The sequence below is a fragment of the Streptomyces sp. RLA131 genome (assembly GCF_056270125.1).
The window spans coordinates 1,399,124-1,423,591 of record NZ_JBWDOQ010000002.1 but is presented as its reverse complement, the minus strand read 5'-3'; the positions used below and the strand labels follow the sequence as shown (position 1 = coordinate 1,423,591).

The window sequence follows — 24,468 nt, the reverse complement described above, 5'->3', positions numbered from 1 at the left end:
GGAAGATGACCACGACGGACGCAGCCCCGGACGAACTGCGCAGCCTGCTGCTCAGCCGCATCCGGGACGTGCCCGACTACCCGAAGCCGGGCGTGATGTTCAAGGACATCACCCCGCTGCTCGCCGACCCCGCCGCGTTCAACGCGCTGGTGGACGCCCTGGCCGCGTTCGCCGCGCGGCACGGGGCGGACAAGGTCGTCGGTCTGGAGGCGCGCGGATTCATCCTCGCAGCCCCCGCCGCCGCCCGGGCGGGCCTGGGCTTCGTGCCCGTGCGCAAGGCCGGAAAGCTGCCCGGTGCCACCCATGGGCAGTGCTACGAGCTGGAGTACGGCACCGCCGAGATCGAGGTGCACCAGGACGCCTTCACGCCCGGCGAACGGGTGCTGGTCATCGACGACGTCCTGGCCACCGGCGGCACGGCCGAGGCGTCCCTGGAACTGATCCGGCGCAGCGGCGCCGAGGTCGCGGGCGTCGCGGTCCTGCTGGAGCTGGGCTTCCTCGGAGGGCGGGCGCGTCTGGCGCCCGCCCTGCGCGGGGCCCCGCTGGAGGCACTGATCGCCACCTAGGCCGTTTCGTCCTCGACCGCCGGACGGGCTCGTGCCGGACGGGCCGGATCCGGCCCGTCCGGCACGAGCCGCCTCCTTCTGCCGAGCCGCCTCCTTCTGCCGGGGCGGCTCTTCCTGCTGGGGCGGCCGGGGGCCGGGGGACAGGACGCGGTGATGGCCGCGGGATCAGTACCATGGTGTTTCGGACCTTCCCTCCTCGCCCGCCCTCGGGCAGGAGGGCCCCAGGAGGAGCGCCCTTGCCCGACGAGGCCCAGCCGGCCCAGCCGGTCACCGCAGCGGACGCCGCAGCACCTGCCGCACCCGCCGCCCCGGCTCCCGCCGACCCGCCCGCTGCCCGGCCCGTACGTACCCCCGGCAGCGTCGGTCCGGCGCGCCCGGCCGCAGCCTCCTCCAACCGTGTCCGTGCCCGCCTGGCCCGTCTCGGCGGTCAGCGCACCAGCCCGTACACCCCGGTTCTGGAGCCGCTGCTGCGGATAGTGCGCAGCAACGACCCCAAGGGCGACTCCGCGCAGCTCCGCCAGATCGAGCGTGCCTACCAGGTCGCCGAGCGCTGGCACCGGGGCCAGAAACGCAAGAGCGGCGACCCGTACATCACCCACCCGCTGGCCGTCACCACCATCCTCGCCGAGCTGGGCATGGACCCGGCCACGCTCATGGCCGGCCTGCTGCACGACACCGTCGAGGACACCGAGTACGGCCTCGACGCGCTGCGCCGCGACTTCGGCGACTCCGTCGCCCTGCTGGTGGACGGCGTCACCAAGCTGGACAAGGTCAAGTTCGGCGAGGCCGCCCAGGCCGAGACGGTCCGCAAGATGGTCGTCGCCATGGCCAAGGACCCGCGCGTGCTGGTCATCAAGCTCGCCGACCGCCTCCACAACATGCGCACCATGCGGTATCTCAAGCGGGAGAAGCAGGAGAAGAAGGCCCGCGAGACGCTGGAGATCTACGCCCCGCTGGCCCACCGGCTGGGCATGAACACCATCAAGTGGGAGCTGGAGGACCTCGCCTTCGCGATCCTCTACCCCAAGATGTACGACGAGATCGTCCGGCTGGTGGCCGAGCGCGCGCCCAAGCGCGACGAGTACCTGGCCGTGGTCACCGACCAGGTCCAGCAGGACCTGCGGGCGGCCCGCATCAAGGCCACCGTCACCGGCCGCCCCAAGCACTACTACAGCGTCTACCAGAAGATGATCGTGCGGGGCCGCGACTTCGCCGAGATCTACGACCTGGTCGGCATTCGCGTCCTCGTCGACTCCGTCCGTGACTGCTACGCGGCACTGGGCACCATCCACGCGCGGTGGAACCCGGTCCCCGGGCGGTTCAAGGACTACATCGCGATGCCCAAGTTCAACATGTACCAGTCGTTGCACACGACGGTCATCGGGCCCAGCGGCAAGCCGGTCGAACTCCAGATCCGCACCTTCGACATGCACCGGCGCGCCGAGTACGGCATCGCCGCGCACTGGAAGTACAAGCAGGAGGCCGTCGCCGGCACCTCCAAGGTGCGCACCGACACGCCCCGGCGCGGCGAGGGCGACGCCATCAACGACATGGCGTGGCTGCGTCAGCTGCTGGACTGGCAGAAGGAGACCGAGGACCCGGGCGAGTTCCTGGAGTCGCTGCGCTTCGACCTCTCGCAGAACGAGGTCTTCGTCTTCACCCCCAAGGGCGACGTCATAGCGCTGCCCGCCGGTGCCACCCCCGTGGACTTCGCCTACGCCGTCCACACCGAGGTCGGCCACCGCACGATAGGCGCGAGGGTCAACGGCCGGCTGGTGCCGCTGGAGTCCACCCTCGACAACGGCGACACCGTGGAGGTCTTCACCTCCAAGGCGGCCGGCGCCGGTCCCTCCCGGGACTGGCTGGGCTTCGTCAAGTCGCCCCGGGCCAGGAACAAGATCCGCGCCTGGTTCTCCAAGGAGCGCCGCGAGGAAGCGGTCGAGCAGGGCAAGGAAGCCATCGCACGGGCGATGCGCAAGCAGAATCTGCCGATCCAGCGCGTGCTGACAGGCGACTCGCTGGTCACGCTCGCGCACGAGATGCGCTACCCCGACATCTCCGCGCTGTACGCGGCGATCGGCGAGGGGCACATCACCGCGCAGTCCGTCGTGCAGAAGCTCGTCGACGCCCTCGGCGGTGAGGAGGGCGCGACCGAGGACATCGCCGAGGTCACCACCCCCTCGCGCAGCCGCAGCAAGCGGCGGGCCAACGCCGACCCCGGCGTCATCGTCAAGGGCGAGAAGGACGTCTGGGTCAAGCTCTCCCGCTGCTGCACCCCGGTGCCGGGCGACCCGATCGTCGGCTTCGTCACGCGCGGCGCGGGCGTCTCCGTGCACCGGGCCGACTGCGTCAACGTCGACTCGCTCTCCCAGCAGCCCGAGCGTCTGATCGACGTGGAGTGGGCGCCGACCCAGTCCTCGGTCTTCCTGGTCGCCATCCAGGTCGAGGCGCTGGACCGTTCGCGGCTGCTCTCCGACGTCACCCGTGTCCTGTCCGACCAGCACGTCAACATCCTGTCGGCGGCCGTCCAGACCTCCCGCGACCGGGTCGCCACCTCCCGCTTCACCTTCGAGATGGGGGACCCCAAGCACCTGGGCCACGTCCTGAAGGCGGTACGGGGCGTGGAGGGCGTGTACGACGTCTACCGGGTGACCTCCTCCCGCCAGCGGTAGGCCCCCGGCAGCGGTAGGCCCCCGGCAGCGGTAGGCCCCCGGCAAACGCGACGGCCCCGGCACGAACCTCGTGCCGGGGCCGTCGCGTTGCCGGACCCTGTCAGCCGCCGAACTCGTGCAGCCCCTTCAGAGCCTGGTCGAGCAGCGCCTGCCGCCCCTCCAGCTCCTTCGCGAGCTTGTCGGCCTTCGCCGTGTTGCCCGCCGCCCGGGCCGCCTCGACCTGGTTGACCAGCTTGTCGACCGCGGCCTGGAGCTGCCCCGTGAGCCCCGCGGCCCGCGCCCGGGCCTCCGGGTTCGTACGGCGCCACTCGGACTCCTCGGACTCCTGGATCGCCCGCTCGACCGCGTGCATGCGGCCCTCGATCCTGGGCCGGGCGTCGCGCGGGACGTGGCCCACGGCCTCCCAGCGCTCGTTGATCGCCCGGAACGCCGCGCGGGCGCCCTTGAGGTCCGTCACCGGAAGGAGCTTCTCGGCCTCGATGGTCAGCTCCTCCTTGCGCGCCAGGTTCTCCCGCTGCTCCACGTCCCGCTCGGCGAAGACCTCGGAGCGGGCCGCGAAGAACACGTCCTGCGCACCGCGGAAGCGGTTCCACAGATCGTCCTCGGACTCGCGCTGCGCACGACCGGCTGCCTTCCAGTCGGTCATCAGCTCGCGGTAGCGGGCGGCGGTGGGACCCCAGTCCGTGGAGGTGGACAGCGACAGCGCCTCCTCCACCAGCTTCTCCTTGGCGCGCCGCGCCTCCTCGCGCTGCGCGTCGAGGGAGGCGAAGTGGGCCTTGCGCCGCTTGGAGAAGACCGAGCGGGCGTGGCTGAAGCGGTGCCACAGCTCGTCGTCGGTCTTGCGGTCCAGCCGCGGCAGGCCCTTCCAGATGTCCACCAGCGCGCGCAGCCGCTCGCCGGCCGACCGCCACTGCTCGCTCTCGGCGAGCTGTTCGGCCTCGGTGACCAGCTGCTCCTTGGCGACCTTCGCCTCGTCGGTCTGCTTGGCCTTCGCCGCCTTGCGCTCCTCGCGGCGCGAGTCCACCAGCCCGACCAGCGCGTCCAGCCGCTTGGACAGGGCGTCCAGGTCACCCACCGCGTGCGCGCCGTCCACCGAGACACGCAGGTGCTCGATCGCGGTCAGCGCGTCCTTCGGGGCGAGGTCCGTGGTGCGCACCCGCCGTTCGAGGAGACCGATCTCGACCACCAGACCCTCGTACTTGCGCTCGAAGTAGGCCAGCGCCTCCTCAGGGGACCCGGCCTGCCACGAACCGACCTCCCGCTCGCCTTCGGCCGTACGCACGTACACGGTCCCCGTCTCGTCGACGCGGCCCCACGGGTCGCTGCTCACAGCGCCTCCTCACGTGATGCCCGGCCCTCGTACAAGGATTCGCGGGCATCTTCCACAGTTTCATCCGGCCAGGGCCGCGCCCTGCCGCAGGCACCCTATACAACGGCCAACATAGGCGACCGGTGCCCCGGCTGTCCGCATCCCGCACACGCGAAATTCACCGACAGCCGGGGCACCGGGCCGGCCCCCGGCGGGGTCAGGACTTGTCGACCGTCGCCTTGTTGATCACGACGGTGGCGTTGGGAGCGCCGTCGCCGGCTCCGGTGGACTCACCGGCGGCGGCGATCTTCAGGAGGACCTTCATGCCGGCCGAGGAGATCGTGCCGAAGGGCGTGTACTGGGCGGGCAGCGTGCTGTCCTTGTAGACCAGGAAGAACTGGCTGCCGCCGGTGTGCTTCGAGCCGGTGTTCGCCATCGCGACGGTGCCGGCCGGGTAGGTGCCCTTGGCGATGGACTTCGCCTTGAGGTTCTCGTCCGGGATCGTGTAGCCCGGGCCGCCCGAGCCCTGACCGGTCGGGTCGCCGCACTGCAGCACGTAGATCCCCGAGGTGGTCAGCCGGTGGCACTTGGTGTGGTCGAAGAAGCCCTTGTCCGCGAGGAACTTGAACGAGTTCACCGTGTGCGGGGCGTCGGCGGCGTCCAGGTTCAGCGGGATGTCACCGCAGGTGGTGCTCAGGTCGAGGACGTACTTCGCCGTCCTGTCGATGGTGACCGACGGCTCCTTCTTCCACTGCTTGGTGCCGACGGTGCCGGCGGCGGCCTTCTCGCAGGGGTCCGGGGCCTTGCTGGTGGCGCTCGCCGAGGCCGACGCGGACGCGGACGCCGCGGCGCTGTCGTCCTTGCTGTCGCCCAGGCCCATCGTCGCCCAGGCGGTGCCGCCCGCCGCCACGACGACGGCGATCACCGAGGCGATCACGGCGTTGCGCCGCCGGGCCCGGGACCGCTGCGAGTAACGCCGCTGCTGCTGCCGCTCGTACTTCTCGCGGGCGAGCTGCCGCCGCCGCTGATCCTTGTTGACCACTGCGCCTTCTCCCGATGGTGTTTTGTGCCAACGTGGTGCTGCATTGTGAGTTTCGCGTGTCGCCGATCTTCGCGTTCGCGCCGCTCGTCGTCCAGTGACGTTACTGGTTCGCGACGGCCGTGCCCGCGCCGGTAGGCTCTTGCACTGCTGGAACGCGCAGATCTCCGTGGACGACAGAAGGACGAACGTGCTCATTGCCGGGTTCCCCGCCGGGGCCTGGGGGACCAACTGCTATGTGGTCGCCCCCGCTGCCGGTGAGGAGTGCGTGATCATCGACCCGGGCCACCAGGCGGCCCAGGGCGTCGAGGAGACCCTCGCCAAGCACCGGCTCAAGCCTGTCGCCGTGATCCTCACCCATGGCCATATCGATCATGTGGCCTCGGTGGTCCCGGTCTGCGGGGCGCACGACGTCCCCGCCTGGATCCACCCCGAGGACCGCTACATGCTCGCCGACCCGGAGAAGGCCCTCGGCCGCTCCATCGGGCAGCCGCTGATGGGCGAGCTCACCATCGGCGAGCCGGACGACCTCAGGGAACTGACCGACGGCAGCACACTGACACTGGCAGGGCTGGAGCTGGGCGTCGCGCACGCCCCCGGCCATACCAGGGGGTCGGTGACCTTCAGGCTCCCGGAGACCCCCGACATCCCGTCGGTGTTCTTCTCCGGCGACCTGCTCTTCGCCGGCTCCGTCGGACGTACCGACCTGCCCGGCGGCGACACGGCCGAGCTGCTCGCGTCGCTGGCCCGGGTGTGCCTGCCGCTCGACGACTCGACCGTGGTGCTGTCCGGCCACGGCCCCCAGACGACCATCGGCCGCGAGCGCGCCGCCAACCCGTACCTGGGTGAGGCGGCCCGCGGCCCCGGAACCGGCCTCTCGGGCAACGAGACGCCGGCTCCGCGACGAGGATTGTGACGAGAGACCTTCCGTGACCACTTTCAAGGCCCCCAAAGGCACCTACGACCTCCTCCCGCCGGACTCCGCGAAGTTCCTGGCGGTCCGCGAGGCCATCGCCGCGCCCCTGCGCGACTCCGGCTACGGCTACATCGAGACCCCCGGCTTCGAGAACGTCGAGCTCTTCGCGCGCGGCGTCGGTGAGTCCACCGACATCGTGACCAAGGAGATGTACACCCTCACGACCAAGGGCGGCGACGAGCTGGCCCTGCGTCCCGAGGGCACCGCCTCCGTCCTGCGCGCCGCCCTGGAGGCCAACCTCCACAAGGCGGGCAACCTGCCGGTCAAGCTCTGGTACTCCGGCTCCTACTACCGCTACGAGCGCCCGCAGAAGGGCCGTTACCGGCACTTCTCGCAGGTCGGCGCCGAGGCGATCGGCGCCGAGGACCCGCTGCTCGACGCCGAACTGGTCATCCTCGCCGACCAGGCGTACCGCTCACTGGGCCTGCGCGACTTCCGCATCCTGCTGAACTCGCTCGGCGACCAGGAGTGCCGGCCGGTCTACCGGTCCGCGCTCCAGGACTTCCTGCGCGGTCTCGACCTGGACGAGGAGACCCGCCGCCGTATCGACATCAACCCGCTGCGGGTCCTGGACGACAAACGCCCCGACGTCCAGAAGCAGCTGACCGGCGCCCCGGTGCTGGCCGACTACCTCTGCGACGCGTGCAAGGCGTACCACGAGGAGGTGCGCGAGCTGCTGACGGCGGCGGGTGTGCCCTTCGAGGACGACGCCCGGCTGGTGCGCGGCCTGGACTACTACACCCGCACCACCTTCGAGTTCGTCCACGACGGCCTCGGCTCCCAGTCCGCGGTCGGCGGCGGCGGGCGCTACGACGGCCTGTCCGAGATGATCGGCGGCCCGGCGCTGCCCTCCGTCGGCTGGGCCCTCGGCGTGGACCGTACGGTGCTGGCCCTGGAGGCGGAGGGCATCGAGCTCGAACTCCCCGCGGTCACCCAGGTGTTCGCCGTCCCGCTGGGCGACGAGGCACGCCGGGTGCTGTTCGGCGCGGTCACCGAGCTGCGCCGGGCCGGCATCGCCACCGACTTCGCCTTCGGCGGCAAGGGCCTGAAGAACGCCATGAAGTCGGCCAACCGCTCCGGCGCCCGCTTCGCGGTCGTCGCCGGTGAGCGTGACCTCGCCGAGGGCATCGTCCAGCTCAAGGACCTGGAGTCCGGCGAGCAGACCCCGGTCGCGGTGGACGCGGTGGTCGCCACCGTGCGGGAGAAGCTGGCCTGAAGGAGCGGCGGGAGGGCCGGATGGTCCGTTGCCGGTCGAACGGCCGACACGGCAGGATGACATCCGGCACTTCCCCGGCCCGACCGGCGTTGGGCAGGTCGGGAAACGACGGACCTAGGGAACGGCGACATGGTGACACCGGCGCTTGATGAGGCTCGTACCGGCGACGAGCGGCAGGAACACACCGGGACGATCGGCGCGGGCAAGGCCTTCAGCTGGCTGCTCGTGATCTGCGGCGCGCTCGGAACGCTGGCGTCCTGGGTCATCGTGATCGACAAGTTCAAGCTGCTGGAGGACCCGAACTTCGTCCCGGGCTGCAGCCTGAACCCGATCATCTCCTGCGGCAACATCATGAAGAGCGAGCAGGCCCACGCGTTCGGCTTCCCGAATCCGATGATCGGGATGGTCGCCTACCCGATCGTGGTGGCGGTCGGCATGGGACTGTTCGCCGGGGCCGCCTACCGCCGCTGGTACTGGCTCGGACTCCAGGCCGGCACGGTCTTCGGCGTCTGCTTCGTGACCTGGCTGCAGTACCAGTCGCTCTACAGCATCGGCTCGCTGTGCCTGTGGTGCTCGCTGGCCTGGGCCGTCACCATCGCCCTGTTCTGGTACACCGCCGTGCACAACGTCAAGCACGGCATCATCAAGGTCCCCGCCGGGGCCCGCTCGCTGATCCTGGAGTTCCACTGGGTCGTCCCGGTGCTCTGGTACGGGGTCATCCTCATGCTGATCCTGACCCGCTGGTGGTCGTACTGGAGCACGCTGCTCTAGCCCTGTCGACGCCGGGGCCGCGAGGCGCGAGGCGGGCGGGGCTGTCAGTGCCGTGACATAGGCTTCCCTTCGTGGAACCCGACCTGTTCACCGCCGCAGCAGAGGACCGCCGGGCCCGTGAGCCGGGCGGCAGTCCGCTGGCCGCACGCATGCGCCCACGCACCCTGGAAGAGGTGGTCGGGCAGCGGCATCTGCTGAAGCCGGGATCGCCGTTGCGCCGCCTGGTGGGGGAGGGCGCCGGAGGGCCCGCGGGGGCGTCCTCGGTGATCCTGTGGGGTCCGCCCGGCACCGGGAAGACCACGCTGGCGCATGTCGTGAGCCAGGCCACCGACAAGCGCTTCGTGGAGCTGTCGGCGATCACCGCGGGCGTCAAGGAGGTCCGCGCGGTCATCGAGAGCGCCAAGCAGCAGTCGGGGATGTACGGCCGCGACACCGTCCTGTTCCTCGACGAGATCCACCGCTTCAGCAAGGCCCAGCAGGACTCCCTGCTGCCCGCCGTGGAGAACCGCTGGGTCACCCTGATCGCGGCCACCACCGAGAATCCGTACTTCTCGGTGATCTCGCCGCTGCTCTCCCGCTCGCTGCTGCTCACCCTGGAGCCGCTCACCGACGACGACCTGCGCGGACTGCTGAGCCGGGCGGTCGCCGACGAGCGCGGTCTGGGCGGCGCCGTCGAGCTGGACGCCGACGCGCAGGCCCATCTGCTGCGGATAGCGGGCGGTGACGCACGGCGGGCGCTGACCGCCCTGGAGGCGGGCGCCGGATCCGCGATGGCCAAGGGCGAGGCGTCGATCAGCCTCGCCACGCTGGAGGAGACCGTCGACCGGGCGGCGGTGAAGTACGACCGTGACGGCGATCAGCACTACGACGTGGCCAGCGCCCTGATCAAGTCCATCCGGGGCTCGGACGTGGACGCGGCCCTGCACTACCTGGCGCGGATGATCGAGGCGGGGGAGGACCCGCGCTTCATCGCCCGCCGGCTGATGATCTCCGCCAGCGAGGACATCGGCCTGGCCGACCCCACGGCGCTGCCCACCGCCGTCGCCGCGGCCCAGGCCGTCGCGCTGATCGGCTTCCCCGAGGCCGCCCTCACCCTGAGCCATGCCACCATCGCGCTCGCCCTGGCGCCCAAGTCCAACGCCGCGACGCTCGCCATCGGAGCCGCCCTGGCGGACGTCCGGGCGGGCAAGGCCGGCCCCGTCCCCTCGCATCTGCGGGACGGCCACTACAAGGGCGCCGCCAAGCTGGGCCACGCCCAGGGCTATGTGTACCCGCACGACGTGCCGGGCGGTATCGCCGCGCAGCAGTACGCCCCGGACGCCGTCCACGGCGCGCGGTACTACGAGCCCACCCGCCACGGCGCCGAGGCGCGGTACGCGGACGTGGTGGAGCGGGTGCGCGGACGGCTGGCGGGCGACTGACGGGCAGCCGGCGGCCGGGGCAGGCCGGCGGGCCGGTCAGACCCGGCCGGGGTGGGCTGCCTCGTACGCCACCTCGAAGAGGGCGTGCATCGCCCGGGGCAGGCCCTCGGGGCCGTTCACCGGCGACAGGAACTCGAAGCGGGCGTCGAAGCAGCCGTGGTCCCCGGTGAAGCGGACCCGCAGCCCGAAGCGGTCCAGGGCCAGCGGCACCGCGCCTCCCGGCAGCGTCCCGCAGGCCTCGCCGGCCAGGGCGCACAGCCAGCCCAGCTGCTCGGGGTGCGAGGCGGCCAGGTGCTGGAGCAGCTCGGCCTCGTGCCGGGCCAGTGGATCCGGGCTCGCCTGCGCGAAGGCCTCCGGCTCGATCGCCTCGGCGCCCCACAGGTCGTCCACCGAGGCCTCCCCGACCTCCAGCCGGAGCCATGAGCAGCCGGGGCGGGCCGGAAGCTCGCGGGCCGAGGTCAGCCAGCCGGCGACCCGGGCGCGTCCCCGGATGCGGTTGGCCACCGCCACCGGGGCCACATCCGTGATCTCCAGCACAGCGGGCAGCTCGTCCGCCTGGGCGTGCGTGGCGGCCCGTACGGCGGGGGAGTCGGCCGGAAGCAGCAGGAACACGTCGCCGTCGGTGCCGGTGATCCGGTCGGCGGGGGTCATCTCGTCCTGGCGCGCAGCGTCCAGACCGGGAATGACCACTACCGACGACGCTGTACTCTGTACGAGAGTTCGTGTGCGTTCGGCTGCTGACGGCAGTCGGGCGATTTCATGCCCGCTGGGACGCGGCTGACCATGAGCTGATCGGACCTCCGTCATCCCTTCGCCCAGAGCGTCGGGTCCATCGCCGTTGGAACGCGCAGTCGAGGCGTTTCCGGCGCTGGCGTTGTCTGTGATGCGCTTGGTGTTCCCAGGGCGAGACATGCGATCTCCTCAGTTAAGGTAAGCCTAACCTAACTTACACCGGAGGTCTGGAGAACGTGCCTAACCAGTCGCGTCCCAAGGTCAAGAAGTCCCGTGCGCTCGGTATTGCGCTCACCCCGAAGGCTGTCAAGTACTTCGAGGCCCGCCCCTACCCGCCGGGCGAGCACGGTCGTGGCCGCAAGCAGAACAGCGACTACAAGGTCCGTCTGCTGGAGAAGCAGCGGCTGCGCGCTCAGTACGACATCTCCGAGCGCCAGATGGCCCGTGCCTACGACCGCGCCAAGAAGGCCGAAGGCAAGACCGGTGAGGCCCTGGTCGTCGAGCTGGAGCGCCGCCTGGACGCCCTCGTCCTGCGTGCCGGTCTGGCCCGCACCATCTACCAGGCCCGCCAGCAGGTCGTGCACGGCCACATCGAGGTCAACGGCAAGAAGGTCGACAAGCCGTCCTTCCGCGTGAAGCCGGACGACGTCATCCAGGTCCGCGAGCGCTCCCGCGCCAAGACGCCGTTCCAGGTCGCCCGTGAGGGTGGCTGGGCCGGCGAGGGCGAGGTCGCCAAGTACCTGCAGGTCAACCTGCAGGCGCTGGCCTTCCGCCTGGACCGTCTGCCGAACCGCCGCGAGGTCCCCGTGATCTGCGACGAGCAGCTCGTCGTCGAGTACTACGCCCGCTGACGCGAGCGCACCCGGCGTTTCAGCCCGTCCCACCCTGCCCAGGCAGGGAGGGACGGGCTTTCGCATGCCCGGTCCCGCCCGCGCCGGGCGCCGACAGCGCCGGCGGACGCGGCCCGTCCCCGTCCCCTGCGCCGGCCCCGGTGCCGCCGCTCCGTGACTGCTCCCGGCCGTCCCGCAGCGCCCTGCCCACCGCCGCGTCCAGGCCGAGCGCCGTGCCCCTGGCGAAGGCCCCCGCGTACGCCGCCGCGCCCAGCTCGGCCCGCGCGAGCTCCTCGCACCGGTTGTGCGGGATCGCGAAGTAGCGAGAGCCGAAGACCGGCAGCCCCACCAGCTCCCAGATGCCGGCCGCCGCGCCCTGCAGCACCGCCGCCTCCTCCGCGTCGTACGACGCCGTCAGCAGCGCCAGCAGCTCGATACCGAGCACGATCCCGACCAGGTCCCGGAAACCGTGGTTGATCCGGACGCACTCCTCCGACAGCCGGCGCGCCATGACCGGGTCGTCCTGCGACCAGGCGATGACCGCCCGGGTGTACAGGGCGTAGGCCAGCGCCCAGCGCTCGCCGTGGTCCTCGCAGGCCTCCCGAACCGAGTCGCAGATCTCGATGCCGCGCCGGAGGTCGCCCTTGAAGGCCGCCACCATCGCCAGCTCCACCTCGGCCATGATGACGTTGCTGTTGAGCTCGCCCAGCAGGCGGTAGTGGCTCAGCGCCTCCTCGAACAGCGCCTCGGCACGCGGCAGATCGTCGCTCAGCAGTGCCCCGCAGCCCAGCCGGTGCACGGCGTACGCGACCGCGGTGGCGTTGCCGGTGTCCAGGGCCAGCTGACGGCACTCGTGGAGCACTCCGAGCGCGGCGACCCCGTCACCCTGGAGGATGGACACATAACCGCACACCCACAGCGCCTTCGCCCGCTGCGCGGTCGGCGCGTCGTCGGCGGCCAGCGCCCGCTCCAGCCAGTAGCGGCCCTCCGCCAGCCGGCCGCAGCCCACCCAGTAGAACCACAGTGTCCCCGCCAGGAACTGGCCGATCCGGGACTCCCCGGGGTCCCCCAGCGAGAAGTCCAGCGCGGCCCGCAGATTCGCCAGCTCCCGTTCGGTGCTCCGGGAGACCTGGGCCTGCCGGGCGCTGAACCACTCCAGCTCGCCCCAGGTCGCGAAGCCCAGGTACCAGTCCCGGTGCCGGGCCCGTACCCGCTGTTCGTCGCCGGTCCCGCGCAGCCAGCCGAGCCCGTACTCCCGCATCGTGTCCAGCAGCAGATAGCGCACCACACCGCCCGTGTCGTGACGCAGCAGTACGGACTTGTCCACCAGGTCCGCGATCAGGTCCATCATCGCGTCGGCCGGCAACTCCGGCCCGGAGCAGACGTATTCGGCGGCCTCCAGGTCGAAGTCCCCCGCGAAGACCGACAGCCGCGCCCACAGCAGGCGCTCCGCCGGGTTGCACAGCTCATGGCTCCAGCCGATCGCCGTGCGCAGCGCCCGGTGCCGGGCCGGGCCGGTCGCGCCACGCCGGGTCAGCAGCGCGAAGCGGTCGTCGAGGCGCTCCAGGATCTGCTCCGCCGACAGGGCCCGCAGCCGGCCCGCCGCCAGCTCCAGGGCCAGCGGGATCCCGTCCAGCCGGCGGCACAGCTCCAGCACCGCCGCCCGGTTCTCCCCGTCCACCGCGAAACCCGGCAGCACGGCCGCCGCCCGGTCGGCGAAGAGTTCCACGGCCTCGTCCGCCAGCGGGGCCACCGGCAGTACGTGTTCCCCGGCCACCCCCAGCGGCTGCCGGGAGGTGGCCAGCACCCGCAGCCCGGGGGCCCGCCGCAGCAGGGCCTCGGTGAGCCGGGCGGCGGCCTCCACCTGGCGCTCGCAGCAGTCCAGGACCAGCAGTATCCGCCGGCCCGTGAGATGGGCGGCGAGCGCGGCCGCCGGCAGCCGCGTGGTGTGGTCGGTCAGTCCGAGGGCCTCGGCCACCGCGTGCTCCACCAGCCCCGGGTCCCGTACCGGCGCCAGCTCCACCAGCCACGCCCCGTCGGCGAACCGGGCCCGGGCGTCCTCGGCCGCCCGCACCGCGAGCCGGGTCTTGCCGACCCCGCCGACGCCGGTCAGCGTGACCAGCCGGGCCCGGTCCAGCAGACCGGCGACTTCGGACAGTTCGTTCCGGCGCCCCACGAAGTGGTTCAGCTCCGCGGGGAGGTTGCCGGTGGTCACATCGTGCCGCATGGGTCACGGAGCGTACCGCCGGGTGTGCGGAACGTACAGCCGGGCCGTGAACCGGGGCCCCGGGCCCGGAGCGGGCACGGTCTTCGCCCGGCGGAAACGCGGTACGGGTGCCGGTGCCCGGCGCGATATGGTCGGTGTCCGTCTCAGCAGCAAGTACTCCGCGTCCGTCGCCGTGGAGCCGTGGAACTTCCGAGGAGCAGCATCGTGTCCGGTGGAGAGGTGGCCGGCCTCATCGTGGCCGTCTTCTGGGCGATCCTGGTGTCCTTCCTGGCCGTCGTCCTGGTCAGGCTGGCGCAGACACTTCGGCAGGCCACCCGGCTCGTCGCGGACGTCACCGAGCACGCGGTCCCGCTGCTCGGCGAGGCGTCGGCGGCGGTGCGCTCCGCGCACACCCAGCTGGACCGGGTGGACACCATCACCTCGGACGTCGCCGAGGTCACCGCGAACGCGTCCGCGCTCTCCACCACCGTCGCGTCCACCTTCGGCGGACCGCTGGTGAAGGTCGCGGCCTTCGGGTACGGGGTACGGCGTGCGGTCGGTCTCCAGGGCCGGGGGGACAAGAACGCGCCCAAGAAGCACACCGTGGTCACGGTCCGGACCCTGCCGTCCGCCCGGGGCCGTAAGTCGAGGGGCTGACCTGCCATGTTCCGCCGTGCCTTCTGGTTCACCGCCGGTGCCGCGACCGGCGTCTGGGCCACCAACAAGGTCCACCGCAAGATCCGCAGCCTGACGCCCGAGAGCCTCGCGGCCCGGGCCGCCGACAAGGCGATCGAAGCCGGCACGCGGCTCCGTACGTTCGCGCAGGACGTCCGGGCCGGCATGGCCGAGCGCGAGGACCAGCTGAACGACGCACTGGGCCGGGCGGACACGGCCCCCGAACTCGAGTTTCCCGGGCAGCGCCCGGCAATCGCGTACAACCGGAAGGACGATCACTGATGGAGTCGGCTGAAATCCGCCGCCGCTGGCTGCGCTTCTTCGAGGAGCGTGGACACACCGTCGTGCCGTCGGCGTCCCTCATCGCCGACGACCCCACCCTGCTGCTGGTCCCGGCGGGCATGGTCCCGTTCAAGCCCTACTTCCTCGGCGAGGTCAAGCCGCCGCACCCGCGGGTCACCAGCGTGCAGAAGTGTGTGCGCACCCCCGACATCGAAGAAGTCGGCAAGACCACCCGGCACGGCACGTTCTTCCAGATGTGCGGCAACTTCTCCTTCGGCGACTACTTCAAGGAAGGCGCCATCACCTACGCCTGGGAGCTGCTCACCGGCTCCGTGGCGGACGGCGGCTACGGCCTGGATCCGGAGAAGCTCTGGATCACCGTCTACAAGGACGACGACGAGGCCGAGCAGATCTGGCGGGAGAAGATCGGGGTGCCCGCCGAGCGCATCCAGCGCCTGGGCATGAAGGACAACTACTGGTCCATGGGCGTCCCCGGCCCCTGCGGCCCGTGCTCCGAGATCAACTACGACCGCGGCCCGGAGTTCGGTGCCGAGGGCGGCCCGGCCGTCAACGACGAGCGGTACGTGGAGATCTGGAACCTGGTCTTCATGCAGTACGAGCGAGGTGAGGGCTCCGGCAAGGAGGAGTTCCCGATCCTCGGCGAGCTGCCCAGCAAGAACATCGACACCGGTCTCGGTCTCGAACGCCTCGCCATGATCCTGCAGGGCGTGCGGAACATGTACGAGACGGACACCCTGCGTGTCGTCATCGACCAGGCCACCGAACTCACCGGGGTCGCCTACGGAGCCGACCCGGGCTCCGACGTGTCGCTGCGCGTGGTCGCCGACCACATGCGCACCTCCGTCATGCTCATCGGCGACGGCGTCACCCCCGGCAACGAGGGCCGCGGCTACGTCCTGCGCCGCATCATGCGCCGCGCCATCCGGATGATGCGCCTGCTCGGCGCCACGCAGCCGGTCGTCGCCGACCTGGTGGACGTCGTCATCAAGACCATGGGCCGGCAGTACCCGGAGCTGACCGAGGACCGCAAGCGCATCGAGACGGTCGCCCTGGCCGAGGAGGCCGCCTTCCTCAAGGCGCTCAAGGGCGGCACCAACATCCTCGACACCGCCGTGAGCGAGACCAGGGCCTCCGGTGGCAAGGTGCTCCCCGGCGAGAAGGCGTTCCTGCTCCACGACACCTGGGGCTTCCCCATCGACCTCACCCTCGAAATGGCCGCCGAGCAGGGCCTTTCGGTGGACGAGGACGGCTTCCGCCGCCTGATGAAGGAGCAGCGGGACCGCGCCAAGGCCGACGCCCTGGTCAAGAAGAGCGGCCACGCCGACCTGTCGGCCTACCGGGCCGTCGCCGACAGCGCCGGCACCACCGAGTTCACCGGCTACACGCGCGAGGAGGGCGAGGCCACCGTCGTCGGCCTGCTGGTGGACGGCGTGCCGTCGCCCGCCGCCAACGAGGGCGACGAGGTCGAGGTCATCCTGGACCGCACCCCCTTCTACGCCGAGGGCGGCGGTCAGCTCGCCGACACCGGCCGGATCCGGATCGACACCGGTGCCGTCATCGAGATCCGCGACGTCCAGCAGCCGGTGCCCGGGGTCAGCGTGCACAAGGGCGTCGTCCAGGTCGGCGAGGTGACCGTCGGGGCCGGCGCCCTGGCCCGGATCGACCTCGTGCGCCGCCGCTCCATCGCCCGCGCCCACAGCGCCACCCACCTCACCCACCAGGCGCTGCGCGACGCCCTCGGCCCGACCGCCGCCCAGGCCGGCTCGGAGAACTCCCCGGGCCGCTTCCGCTTCGACTTCGGCTCGCCGACCGCCGTTCCCGGTACGGTCCTCACCGATGTCGAGCAGAAGATCAACGAGGTGCTCGCCCGCGAACTCGACGTCACGGCCGAGGTGCTGCCGATCGCCGAGGCCAAGAAGCAGGGCGCCATCGCCGAGTTCGGCGAGAAGTACGGCGAGCATGTGCGCGTCGTCACCATCGGCGACTACTCCAAGGAGCTGTGCGGCGGCACCCACGTCGGCAACACCGCCCAGCTCGGCCTGGTCAAGCTGCTCGGCGAGTCGTCGATCGGCTCCGGCGTGCGCCGCGTGGAGGCCCTGGTCGGGGTGGACGCGTACAACTTCCTGGCCCGTGAGCACACGATCGTCGCGCAGCTCACGGACCTGGTGAAGGGCCGTCCCGAGGAGCTGCCCGACAAGATCTCCGGTGTCCTGGCCAAGCTCAAGGAGGCCGAGAAGGAGATCGAGCGCTTCCGCGCCGAGAAGGTCCTGCAGGCCGCCGCCGGCCTGGCCGCCGGCGCCCAGGACGTCAAGGGCGTCGCCCTGGTCACCGGTACGGTCCCCGAGGGCACCGGCGCCGACGACCTGCGCAGGCTCGTTCTGGACGTCCGTCAGCGCGTCACGGGCGGCCGTCCGGCCGTCGTCGCCCTCTTCACGGTCGCGGGCGGCCGTCCGCTGACCGTCATCGCCACCAACGAGGCCGCCCGCGAGCGCGGTATGAAGGCCGGTGAGCTGGTCCGCGCCGCCGCCAAGACCCTCGGTGGCGGCGGTGGCGGCAAGGACGACGTGGCCCAGGGCGGTGGCCAGAACCCGGCCGCCGTCGACGAGGCCATCGGCGCCGTCCAGCGCCTCGTGGCAGAGAAGGCCTGATGCGCAGGGGCCGCCGACTCGCCGTCGACGTCGGGGACGCCCGGATCGGGGTCGCCTCCTGCGACCCCGACGGGGTCCTCGCCACCCCGGTCGAGACCGTGCCGGGCCGGGACGTCGCGGCGGCCCTGCGCCGGCTAGCCGAGATCGTCGCCGAGTACGAGCCGATCGAGGTCGTGATCGGGCTCCCCCGTTCCCTCAGCGGGAAGGAGGGGCCCGCCGCGGCCAAGGTCAGGGGCTTCGCGCAGGATGTGGCGAAGATCATCACGCCGCTCCCGGTCCGGCTCGTCGACGAGCGGATGACCACCGTCACCGCCACCCACGGGCTGCGCGCATCGGGCGTCAAGGCGAAAAAGGGCCGGGCCGTGGTGGACCAGGCCGCGGCAGTCGTCATCCTCCAGAGTGCCCTGGAGACCGAACGGGTGTCTGGTAAAGCTCCGGGCGAGTGCGTCGAACCGTTTATCTGATCGCGGTACGGTAACGTTCCGCGCGGCACATGGCGACCGCAGTGGTCCCGTGCCGACGGGGCGGTCCCGACGGCCGTGCCGCAAGCGCCGGCCTGCTGCCGCCTCGCGAACCAAGGGGATCGATGACTGACTATGGCCGGGGCCCCGGCTCCGAACCGTGGCACCCCGAGGACCCGCTCTTCGGCGACCACTGGGGCGACCAGCAGCAGTACCCGTCCCAGGCGCAGCAGCAAGCCCAGCAGAACCAGCAGCAGCACCAGAACCAGTACCAGCAGCAGCCCGCGCAGGCGCAGCAGCAGGAGAACTGGGATCCCTACGCCTCCGGGCAGCACCAGCACCAGCAGCAGGTCCAGCCGCAGTACGACCAGCAGCAGGGGTATCAGCAGCAGGCGCAGCCCCAGCAGCAGCACCAGCCCCAGCAGCAGTACGACGCCTGGAACGGCGCCCCGGCCGCGTACGACGTGAACCAGGGCGATCCGTACGGCGACCCCTACGCCACCGGCGGCCGGCAGGCCGACTACTACGGGCAGGGCGGCTACCCTCCGCCCCAGCGGCCGAACTACCAGGAGCAGCAGCCCCAGCAGCCCCAGCAGCAGCACTACGAGCAGCAGGGCCAGCCGCAGGGTCAGCCGCAGGCACAGCACCCCCAGCAGGGCCGGCCGCAGCCTCAGCAGCCCCAGCAGCCCCACCAGCAGGACCCCCAGCAGATCCAGCGGCAGCAGCCCGCCCCCCAGCAGGGCGAGCCCCGGCAGCAGCCGCTGCGGACCGCCCCCGCCTCGCCCTCCGACTGGGACCCCGACGAGGAACCCGCCGAGGAGACGCACGCCTTCTTCACCGGCGGCGACGACGATGACGATGACGACGACGCCGACCCCGGCGAGGGACGTCGCGGGCGCGGCGGCAAGGGCAAGAAGAAGGGCGGCAAGAAGCGCCGCAGCGGCTGTGCCTGCCTGGTCGTCCTGTTGGTCCTCGGCGGCGGCGGAGCCGGCGCGACCTATGCCGGCTACCAGTACTACCAGCAGCACTTCGGCCCCGCCCCGGACTACGCGGGCGGCGGCAAGGGCGAGGTCCAGGTCGAGATTCCCGACGGCTCCTCGGCGCTGCAGATGGGCCGGATCCTGAAGAAGGCCGGCGTCATCAAGAGCATCGACGCCTTCACCGAGGCCGCCGCCAAGAACTCCAAGAGCCTGACCATCCAGGCCGGTGTCTATGTGCTGCGCGGCCAGATGTCGGCGAAGTCCGCCATCACGATGATGCTCGACCCCTCCTCCCAGAACGTGCTGATCATCCCCGAAGGGCTGCGCGCCACCAAGATCTACGCGCTGATCGACTCCAAGCTCAAGGTCGCCACCGGTACCACGCAGAAGGCCGCGGAGAACAACACCAAGAGTCTCGGCCTGCCCTCGTACGCCGACGGCAACCCGGAGGGCTTCCTCTATCCGGCGCGCTACTCCATCAGCAGCAAGATGAAGCCCGTCGACCTGCTCAAGCAGATGGTCGGCAACGCCAAGTCCGAGTACACCAAGCTCGACCTGGGCAGCGCGGGCAAGGACGTCAACCTGAACACCGCCTACGACGTCATCATCGAGGCGAGCATCCTGCAGGCCGAGGTGGACCAGAAGGAGGACATGGGCAAGGCCGCCCGCGCCCTCTACAACCGCCTCAACACCGACGCGACCAACCACAAGCTGGAGCTGGACTCCACGCTCCAGTACCACCTGGGCAGGACCAAGCTCACCAGCGCCGAACTCGCCTCGAAGGCCGACGGCTTCAACACCTACACCAACATCGGGCTGCCCCCGGCGCCCATCTCCAACCCCGGTGCGGACGCCCTCGAAGCCGTCCTGAACCCGACCAAGGGCGACTGGGCCTACTGGGTGACGGTCAAGGCCGGCGACACCCGTTTCGCGGTGACCTACGCCCAGCACCTGAAGAACGTCAAGGCATACTGCGAATACCATGGCCAGAGCCTGAACGCGACCTCCGGGTCGTGCCAGTAGCGGGCCCGCCCGCACGGCCCGCCCGCACCATCGCAGGAGCCCGAACCCGCATGACCAGCGCACGCAGAGCAGCCGTACTCGGCTCGCCGATCGGCCACTCGCTCTCCCCGGTGCTGCACCGCGCCGCCTACGCCGAGCTGGGCCTGACCGGCTGGTCGTACGACCCCTTCGAGGTGGAAGAGGACGCCCTGGCGGGCTTCCTCAAGGAGCTGGAGGCCGGCCAGGACCGCTGGGCCGGGCTGTCGCTCACCATGCCGCTCAAGCGGGCAGTGATCCCGCTCCTCGACGAGGTCAGCGCCACCGCGGCCTCCGTCGAGGCCGTCAACACCCTGGTCTTCGCCGAGGACGGCCGCCGTATCGGCGACAACACCGACATCCCCGGCATGGTGGCCGCCCTGCGCGAGCGCGGCGTCGGCCGGGTCGAGTCGGCCGCGGTCCTGGGCGCCGGGGCCACCGCCTCCTCCGCCCTGGCCGCCCTCGCCCAGGTCTGCTCCGGCGAGGTCACCGCCTACGTGCGCGGCCCCGACCGCGCCGCCGAGATGCGGCAGTGGGGCGAACGGCTGGGTGTCACCGTGCGCACCGCCGCCTGGGAGGACGCTGCCCGGGCCCTCGACGCGCCGCTGGTGATCGCCACCACCCCCGCCGGGGCGGCCGACGCGCTGGCCGGGGCCGTACCCCGCGACCCGGGCGCGCTCTTCGACGTGCTGTACGACCCCTGGCCCACGACGCTGGCCGCCGCCTGGTCGCGGCGCGGCGGCGCGGTGGTGGGCGGCCTCGACCTGCTGGTCCACCAGGCGGTGCTCCAGGTGGAGCAGATGACCGGTCTGGCGCCCGCCCCGCTCGCCGCGATGCGCGCGGCGGGCGAGGCCGCGCTGCACGGCCGCTGACCGTCCGCACCGTGGACCGGGGCAAACCGGCGCGGTGAATCGTGGGAGGATCGAAGCGTGGGGTCCGCCCCGAGCCGCAGTACGTCTAAGGAGCATCGTTGAGCAGGTTGCGCTGGCTGACCGCGGGGGAGTCGCACGGCCCCGCACTCGTCGCGACGCTGGAGGGCCTTCCCGCCGGCGTGCCGATCACCACGGACCTGGTGGCGGACGCCCTGGCGCGGCGGCGGCTCGGCTACGGCCGCGGTGCCCGGATGAAGTTCGAGCGGGACGAGGTCACCTTCCTCGGCGGTGTGCGCCACGGCCTGTCCCTGGGCAGCCCGGTCGCCGTCATGGTGGGCAACACCGAGTGGCCCAAGTGGGAGCAGGTGATGGCGGCCGACCCGGTCGACCCCGAGATCCTGGCCGGCCTGGCCCGTAACGCCCCGCTGTCCCGGCCGCGCCCCGGCCACGCGGACCTGGCGGGCATGCAGAAGTACGGCTTCGACGAGGCCCGGCCGATCCTGGAGCGCGCCAGCGCCCGGGAGACGGCCGCCCGGGTGGCGCTCGGCGCGGTGGCCCGCTCCTACCTCAAGGAGACCGCCGGCATCGAGATCGTCTCCCATGTGGTGGAGCTGGCGGCGGCAAAGGCCCCGTACGGCGTCTACCCCACCCCCGCCGACGTCGAGCGGCTGGACGCCGACCCGGTGCGCTGCCTGGACGCCGACGCCAGCAAGCGGATGGTCGCCGAGATCGACCAGGCCCACCAGGACGGCGACACCCTCGGCGGTGTCGTGGAGGTCCTCGCTTACGGCGTCCCGGTCGGACTGGGCTCGCATGTGCACTGGGACCGCCGGCTGGACGCCAGGCTGGCCGGCGCGCTCATGGGCATCCAGGCCATCAAGGGCGTCGAGGTCGGTGACGGCTTCGACCTGGCCCGGGTGCCCGGGTCCAAGGCGCACGACGAGATCGTGCCCACCGCCGACGGCATCCGGCGCACCTCCGGCCGGGCCGGCGGCACCGAGGGCGGTCTGAGCACCGGCGAACTGCTGCGGGTGCGGGCCGCGATGAAGCCGATCGCCACCGTGCCGCGGGCGCTGGCCACGGTCGACGTGACCACCGGCGAGGCCGCCCAGGCCCACCACCAGCGCTCGGACGTGTGCGCCGTGCCGGCCGCCGGGATCGTCGCCGAGGCGATGGTCGCCCTGGTGCTGGCCGACGCGGTGGCCGAGAAGTTCGGCGGCGACAGCGTGCCCGAGACCCGCCGCAACGTGCGCGGATACCTCGACAACCTGGTGATCCGGTGAACGGCCCCGGCAGCTCGGCACGTTCGGGCGCTCCGGGCCGCCCGGTCGTCGTGCTGGTCGGCCCGATGGGGGTCGGCAAGACCACCGTCGGTGAGCTGGTGGCCGCCCGGCTCGGCGTTACCTGCCGGGACACCGACGCCGACATCGTCCGGGCCCAGGGCCGGCCGATCGCGGAGATCTTCGTCGACGAGGGCGAGGAGCACTTCCGGGCCCTGGAGGCCGAGGCGGTGCGGGTGGCGCTCGCCGAGCACGACGGCGTACTGGCGCTGGGCGGTGGCGCGATCCTCAGCGAGGACACGCGCAAGCTGCTGACCGGACTGCCCGTGGTCTTCCTCGACATGGGCGTCGCGCAGGCGGTCAAGCGGGTCGGCCTGGACACCGCCCGCCCGCTGCTGGTCGTCAACCCCCGCCAGAAGTGGCGCGAGCTGATGGAGGCCCGCCGCCCCCTGTACACCGAGGTCGCGCGTGCCGTCGTCAGCACCGAGGACCGCACCGCCGAGGAAGTGGCCGGCATCGTCCTGGCCGAACTGGAGCTGAAGCCCGTATGACCGAGGTCCCCACCCGCGTCCACGTCGGCGGCAGCGCGGGCACCGCGCCGTACGAGGTGCTGGTCGGCCGGCAGCTGCTCGGCGAACTGTCCACGCTGATCGGCACCGATGCCCGGCGGGTCGCCGTCATCCACCCCGAGGCGCTGGCCACCACCGGCGAGGCGCTGCGCGAGGACCTCGCCGGGCAGGGCTACGAGGTCATCGCCGTCCAGGTCCCCAACGCCGAGGAGGCCAAGACCGCCGAGGTCGCCGCCTACTGCTGGAAGGCCCTGGGCCAGTCCAACTTCACCCGTACCGACGTCATCGTCGGCGTGGGCGGCGGTTCCACCACCGACCTGGCGGGCTTCGTCGCCGCGTCCTGGCTGCGCGGGGTGCGCTGGATCGCCGTACCGACCACCGTGCTGGGCATGGTGGACGCCGCGGTCGGCGGCAAGACCGGCATCAACACCGCCGAGGGCAAGAACCTCGTGGGTGCCTTCCACCCGCCGGCCGGTGTGCTGTGCGACCTGGCCGCGCTGGACTCGCTGCCCGTCAACGACTACGTCAGCGGCCTGGCGGAGATCATCAAGGCCGGCTTCATCGCCGACCCGGTCATCCTCGACCTCATCGAGTCCGACCCCGCCGCCGCCCGGACCCCCGAAGGCCCGCACACCGCCGAGCTCATCGAGCGGGCGATCCGGGTCAAGGCCGAGGTCGTCTCCTCCGACCTCAAGGAGTCCGGGCTGCGCGAGATCCTCAACTACGGTCACACGCTGGCCCACGCCATCGAGAAGAACGAGCGCTACAACTGGCGCCACGGCGCCGCCGTCTCCATCGGCATGGTCTTCGCCGCCGAACTCGGCCGTCTCGCCGGGCGCCTGGACGACGCGACCGCCGACCGCCACCGCGCCGTCCTGGAGTCCGTGGGCCTCCCGCTGAGCTACCGCTACGACCAGTGGCCCAAGCTGCTGGAGACCATGAAGGTCGACAAGAAGTCGCGGGGCGACCGGCTCCGGTTCATCGTCCTCGACGGCCTCGGCAAGCCCACCGTCCTGGAGGGCCCCGACCCCGCCGTGCTGGTCGCCGCCTACGCCGAGGTCGCCACGTAGCCTGCCGGTGGGCCCCGCGAGCATGCGCGGGCACCAGCGCCGTCACCGGGCCGTTCACACAAGTGCGGCCCGGGACGGTACCGTTCGGTGTCGAACGGCGCTCCGCCCGCCGCTCGCGCAAGCACGATCCCGTACGAGACGGAGTGGGCCGACATGCAGCATGCTGTGGGGGTGCCAATGCCACCGCCGCACGGCGGCACCACGGGACACTTCCCGCTGCCACCGGGAGCGCCGGTCCAGTTGCCGCAGCCGCAGCCGCAGACACACACCCCGGCGCCCGTCGCCGTGCTGCTGATCGGCGCGGCCGGGGCGGGCAAGACCACCATCGCCCGCCACTGGGCCGACCACCGGGGTGTGCCGACGGCGCACATCAGCCTGGACGACGTCCGCGAATGGGTGCGCTCCGGATTCGCCGACCCGCAGTCGGGCTGGAACGAGCACTCCGAGGCCCAGTACCGCCTGGCCCGCCGCACCTGCGGCTTCTCGGCCCGCAACTTCCTGGCCAACGGCATCTCCTGCATCATCGACGACGCCGTCTTCCCGGACCGGCCGGTCGTCGGCCTCGGCGGCTGGAAACGGCACGTCGGCCCGGGGCTGCTGCCCGTCGTGCTGCTGCCCGGCCTGGACGTCGTACTGGCCCGCAACGCGCAGCGCTCCGGCAACCGCCGGCTGTCCGACGAGGAGGTGGCCCGTATCCACGGCCGGATGGCCGGCTGGTACGGCTCCGGGCTGCCGATCATCGACAACTCCCAGATGGACGTCGTCTCCGCCGCCGCGGCACTGGACAGCGTGGTCACCCGCAGCCTCCAGGGCCCACCGGCCTGGTAGGGAGCC

21 protein-coding genes are annotated in these 24,468 nt (G+C 71.8%); 17 read left to right on the top strand and 4 right to left on the bottom strand.

All coding sequences use genetic code 11. The annotated features are described in order from the left end of the window. The first annotated feature begins 5 nt into the window (after nt 1–5). Both RWE79_RS07405 and RWE79_RS07400 read left to right on the top strand, forming a co-directional pair. Entirely contained in the window at nt 6–566 is a 561-nt protein-coding gene (locus RWE79_RS07405; RefSeq protein WP_475939214.1) for an adenine phosphoribosyltransferase, read from the top strand. A gap of 236 nt (nt 567–802) precedes the next feature. Next, nucleotides 803–3,238, top strand: coding sequence for a RelA/SpoT family protein (locus tag RWE79_RS07400; RefSeq protein WP_475939213.1), 2,436 nt, complete (start codon nt 803–805; stop codon nt 3,236–3,238). Nucleotides 3,239–3,338: 100 nt separating this feature from the next. On the opposite strand, the gene RWE79_RS07395 is transcribed toward RWE79_RS07400, so the two are convergent. Then, nucleotides 3,339–4,568, bottom strand: coding sequence for a DUF349 domain-containing protein (locus RWE79_RS07395; RefSeq protein WP_475939212.1), 1,230 nt, complete (start codon nt 4,566–4,568; stop codon nt 3,339–3,341). A gap of 196 nt (nt 4,569–4,764) precedes the next feature. After that, on the bottom strand, nt 4,765–5,589 hold the full coding sequence (locus tag RWE79_RS07390) for a peptidylprolyl isomerase (protein ID WP_475939211.1): 825 nt from the start codon (nt 5,587–5,589) through the stop codon (nt 4,765–4,767). A 187-nt stretch (nt 5,590–5,776) separates the two neighbouring features. Between RWE79_RS07390 and RWE79_RS07385 the strand changes: the two genes are divergently transcribed. The 4 genes from RWE79_RS07385 (at nt 5,777) to RWE79_RS07370 (ending at nt 9,970) form a co-directional block, all read left to right on the top strand. Continuing rightward, complete coding sequence (locus RWE79_RS07385) at nt 5,777–6,502, top strand: MBL fold metallo-hydrolase (protein ID WP_475939210.1); 726 nt, start codon at nt 5,777–5,779, stop codon at nt 6,500–6,502. A gap of 13 nt (nt 6,503–6,515) precedes the next feature. After that, complete coding sequence (gene hisS, locus RWE79_RS07380) at nt 6,516–7,778, top strand: histidine--tRNA ligase (protein WP_475939209.1); 1,263 nt, start codon at nt 6,516–6,518, stop codon at nt 7,776–7,778. Nucleotides 7,779–7,907: 129 nt separating this feature from the next. Beyond that, nucleotides 7,908–8,549, top strand: coding sequence for a vitamin K epoxide reductase family protein (locus tag RWE79_RS07375; RefSeq protein WP_475939208.1), 642 nt, complete (start codon nt 7,908–7,910; stop codon nt 8,547–8,549). Between the two features lie 71 nt (nt 8,550–8,620). Continuing rightward, complete coding sequence (locus tag RWE79_RS07370) at nt 8,621–9,970, top strand: replication-associated recombination protein A (protein ID WP_475939207.1); 1,350 nt, start codon at nt 8,621–8,623, stop codon at nt 9,968–9,970. 36 nt (nt 9,971–10,006) lie between these two features. On the opposite strand, the gene RWE79_RS07365 is transcribed toward RWE79_RS07370, so the two are convergent. After that, a complete protein-coding gene (locus RWE79_RS07365) occupies nt 10,007–10,717 on the bottom strand; it encodes a DUF2470 domain-containing protein (protein ID WP_475945652.1) in 711 nt (236 codons plus the stop codon). 221 nt (nt 10,718–10,938) lie between these two features. Here RWE79_RS07365 and rpsD point away from each other — a divergent pair, with 221 nt between their 5' ends. Beyond that, nucleotides 10,939–11,553 (top strand): 30S ribosomal protein S4, encoded by a 615-nt coding sequence (gene rpsD, locus RWE79_RS07360; protein WP_405734097.1) that lies wholly within the window; start codon nt 10,939–10,941, stop codon nt 11,551–11,553. Between the two features lie 19 nt (nt 11,554–11,572). On the opposite strand, the gene RWE79_RS07355 is transcribed toward rpsD, so the two are convergent. Next, nucleotides 11,573–13,759, bottom strand: a complete 2,187-nt coding sequence (locus tag RWE79_RS07355; RefSeq protein WP_475939206.1) for an ATP-binding protein — start codon at nt 13,757–13,759, stop codon at nt 11,573–11,575. 204 nt (nt 13,760–13,963) lie between these two features. Between RWE79_RS07355 and RWE79_RS07350 the strand changes: the two genes are divergently transcribed. The 10 genes from RWE79_RS07350 (at nt 13,964) to RWE79_RS07305 (ending at nt 24,462) form a co-directional block, all read left to right on the top strand. After that, complete coding sequence (locus RWE79_RS07350; RefSeq protein ID WP_475939205.1) at nt 13,964–14,395, top strand: DUF948 domain-containing protein; 432 nt, start codon at nt 13,964–13,966, stop codon at nt 14,393–14,395. 6 nt (nt 14,396–14,401) lie between these two features. Further along, nucleotides 14,402–14,695, top strand: coding sequence for a DUF6167 family protein (locus RWE79_RS07345; RefSeq protein WP_475939204.1), 294 nt, complete (start codon nt 14,402–14,404; stop codon nt 14,693–14,695). Continuing rightward, entirely contained in the window at nt 14,695–17,364 is a 2,670-nt protein-coding gene (gene alaS, locus RWE79_RS07340) for an alanine--tRNA ligase (RefSeq protein WP_475939203.1), read from the top strand. Before RWE79_RS07345 ends, alaS begins: the two co-directional genes overlap by 1 nt. Further along, nucleotides 17,364–17,828 (top strand): Holliday junction resolvase RuvX, encoded by a 465-nt coding sequence (gene ruvX, locus RWE79_RS07335; RefSeq protein ID WP_475939202.1) that lies wholly within the window; start codon nt 17,364–17,366, stop codon nt 17,826–17,828. The genes alaS and ruvX overlap by 1 nt, the downstream gene beginning before the upstream one ends. Before the next feature lie 122 nt (nt 17,829–17,950). Then, nucleotides 17,951–19,828: an endolytic transglycosylase MltG gene (mltG, locus tag RWE79_RS07330; protein ID WP_475939201.1), complete on the top strand. Its 1,878-nt coding sequence runs from the start codon at nt 17,951–17,953 to the stop codon at nt 19,826–19,828. Nucleotides 19,829–19,878: 50 nt separating this feature from the next. Further along, nucleotides 19,879–20,715: a shikimate dehydrogenase gene (locus RWE79_RS07325; RefSeq protein ID WP_475939200.1), complete on the top strand. Its 837-nt coding sequence runs from the start codon at nt 19,879–19,881 to the stop codon at nt 20,713–20,715. Between the two features lie 98 nt (nt 20,716–20,813). After that, entirely contained in the window at nt 20,814–21,998 is a 1,185-nt protein-coding gene (aroC, locus tag RWE79_RS07320; RefSeq protein ID WP_475939199.1) for a chorismate synthase, read from the top strand. Further along, a complete protein-coding gene (locus RWE79_RS07315; RefSeq protein ID WP_475939198.1) occupies nt 21,995–22,546 on the top strand; it encodes a shikimate kinase in 552 nt (183 codons plus the stop codon). Before aroC ends, RWE79_RS07315 begins: the two co-directional genes overlap by 4 nt. After that, nucleotides 22,543–23,634, top strand: coding sequence for a 3-dehydroquinate synthase (gene aroB / locus RWE79_RS07310; RefSeq protein WP_475939197.1), 1,092 nt, complete (start codon nt 22,543–22,545; stop codon nt 23,632–23,634). Before RWE79_RS07315 ends, aroB begins: the two co-directional genes overlap by 4 nt. A 153-nt stretch (nt 23,635–23,787) precedes the next feature. Continuing rightward, a complete protein-coding gene (locus tag RWE79_RS07305; RefSeq protein WP_475939196.1) occupies nt 23,788–24,462 on the top strand; it encodes a P-loop nucleotide/nucleoside kinase family protein in 675 nt (224 codons plus the stop codon). Nucleotides 24,463–24,468: the final 6 nt, after the last annotated feature.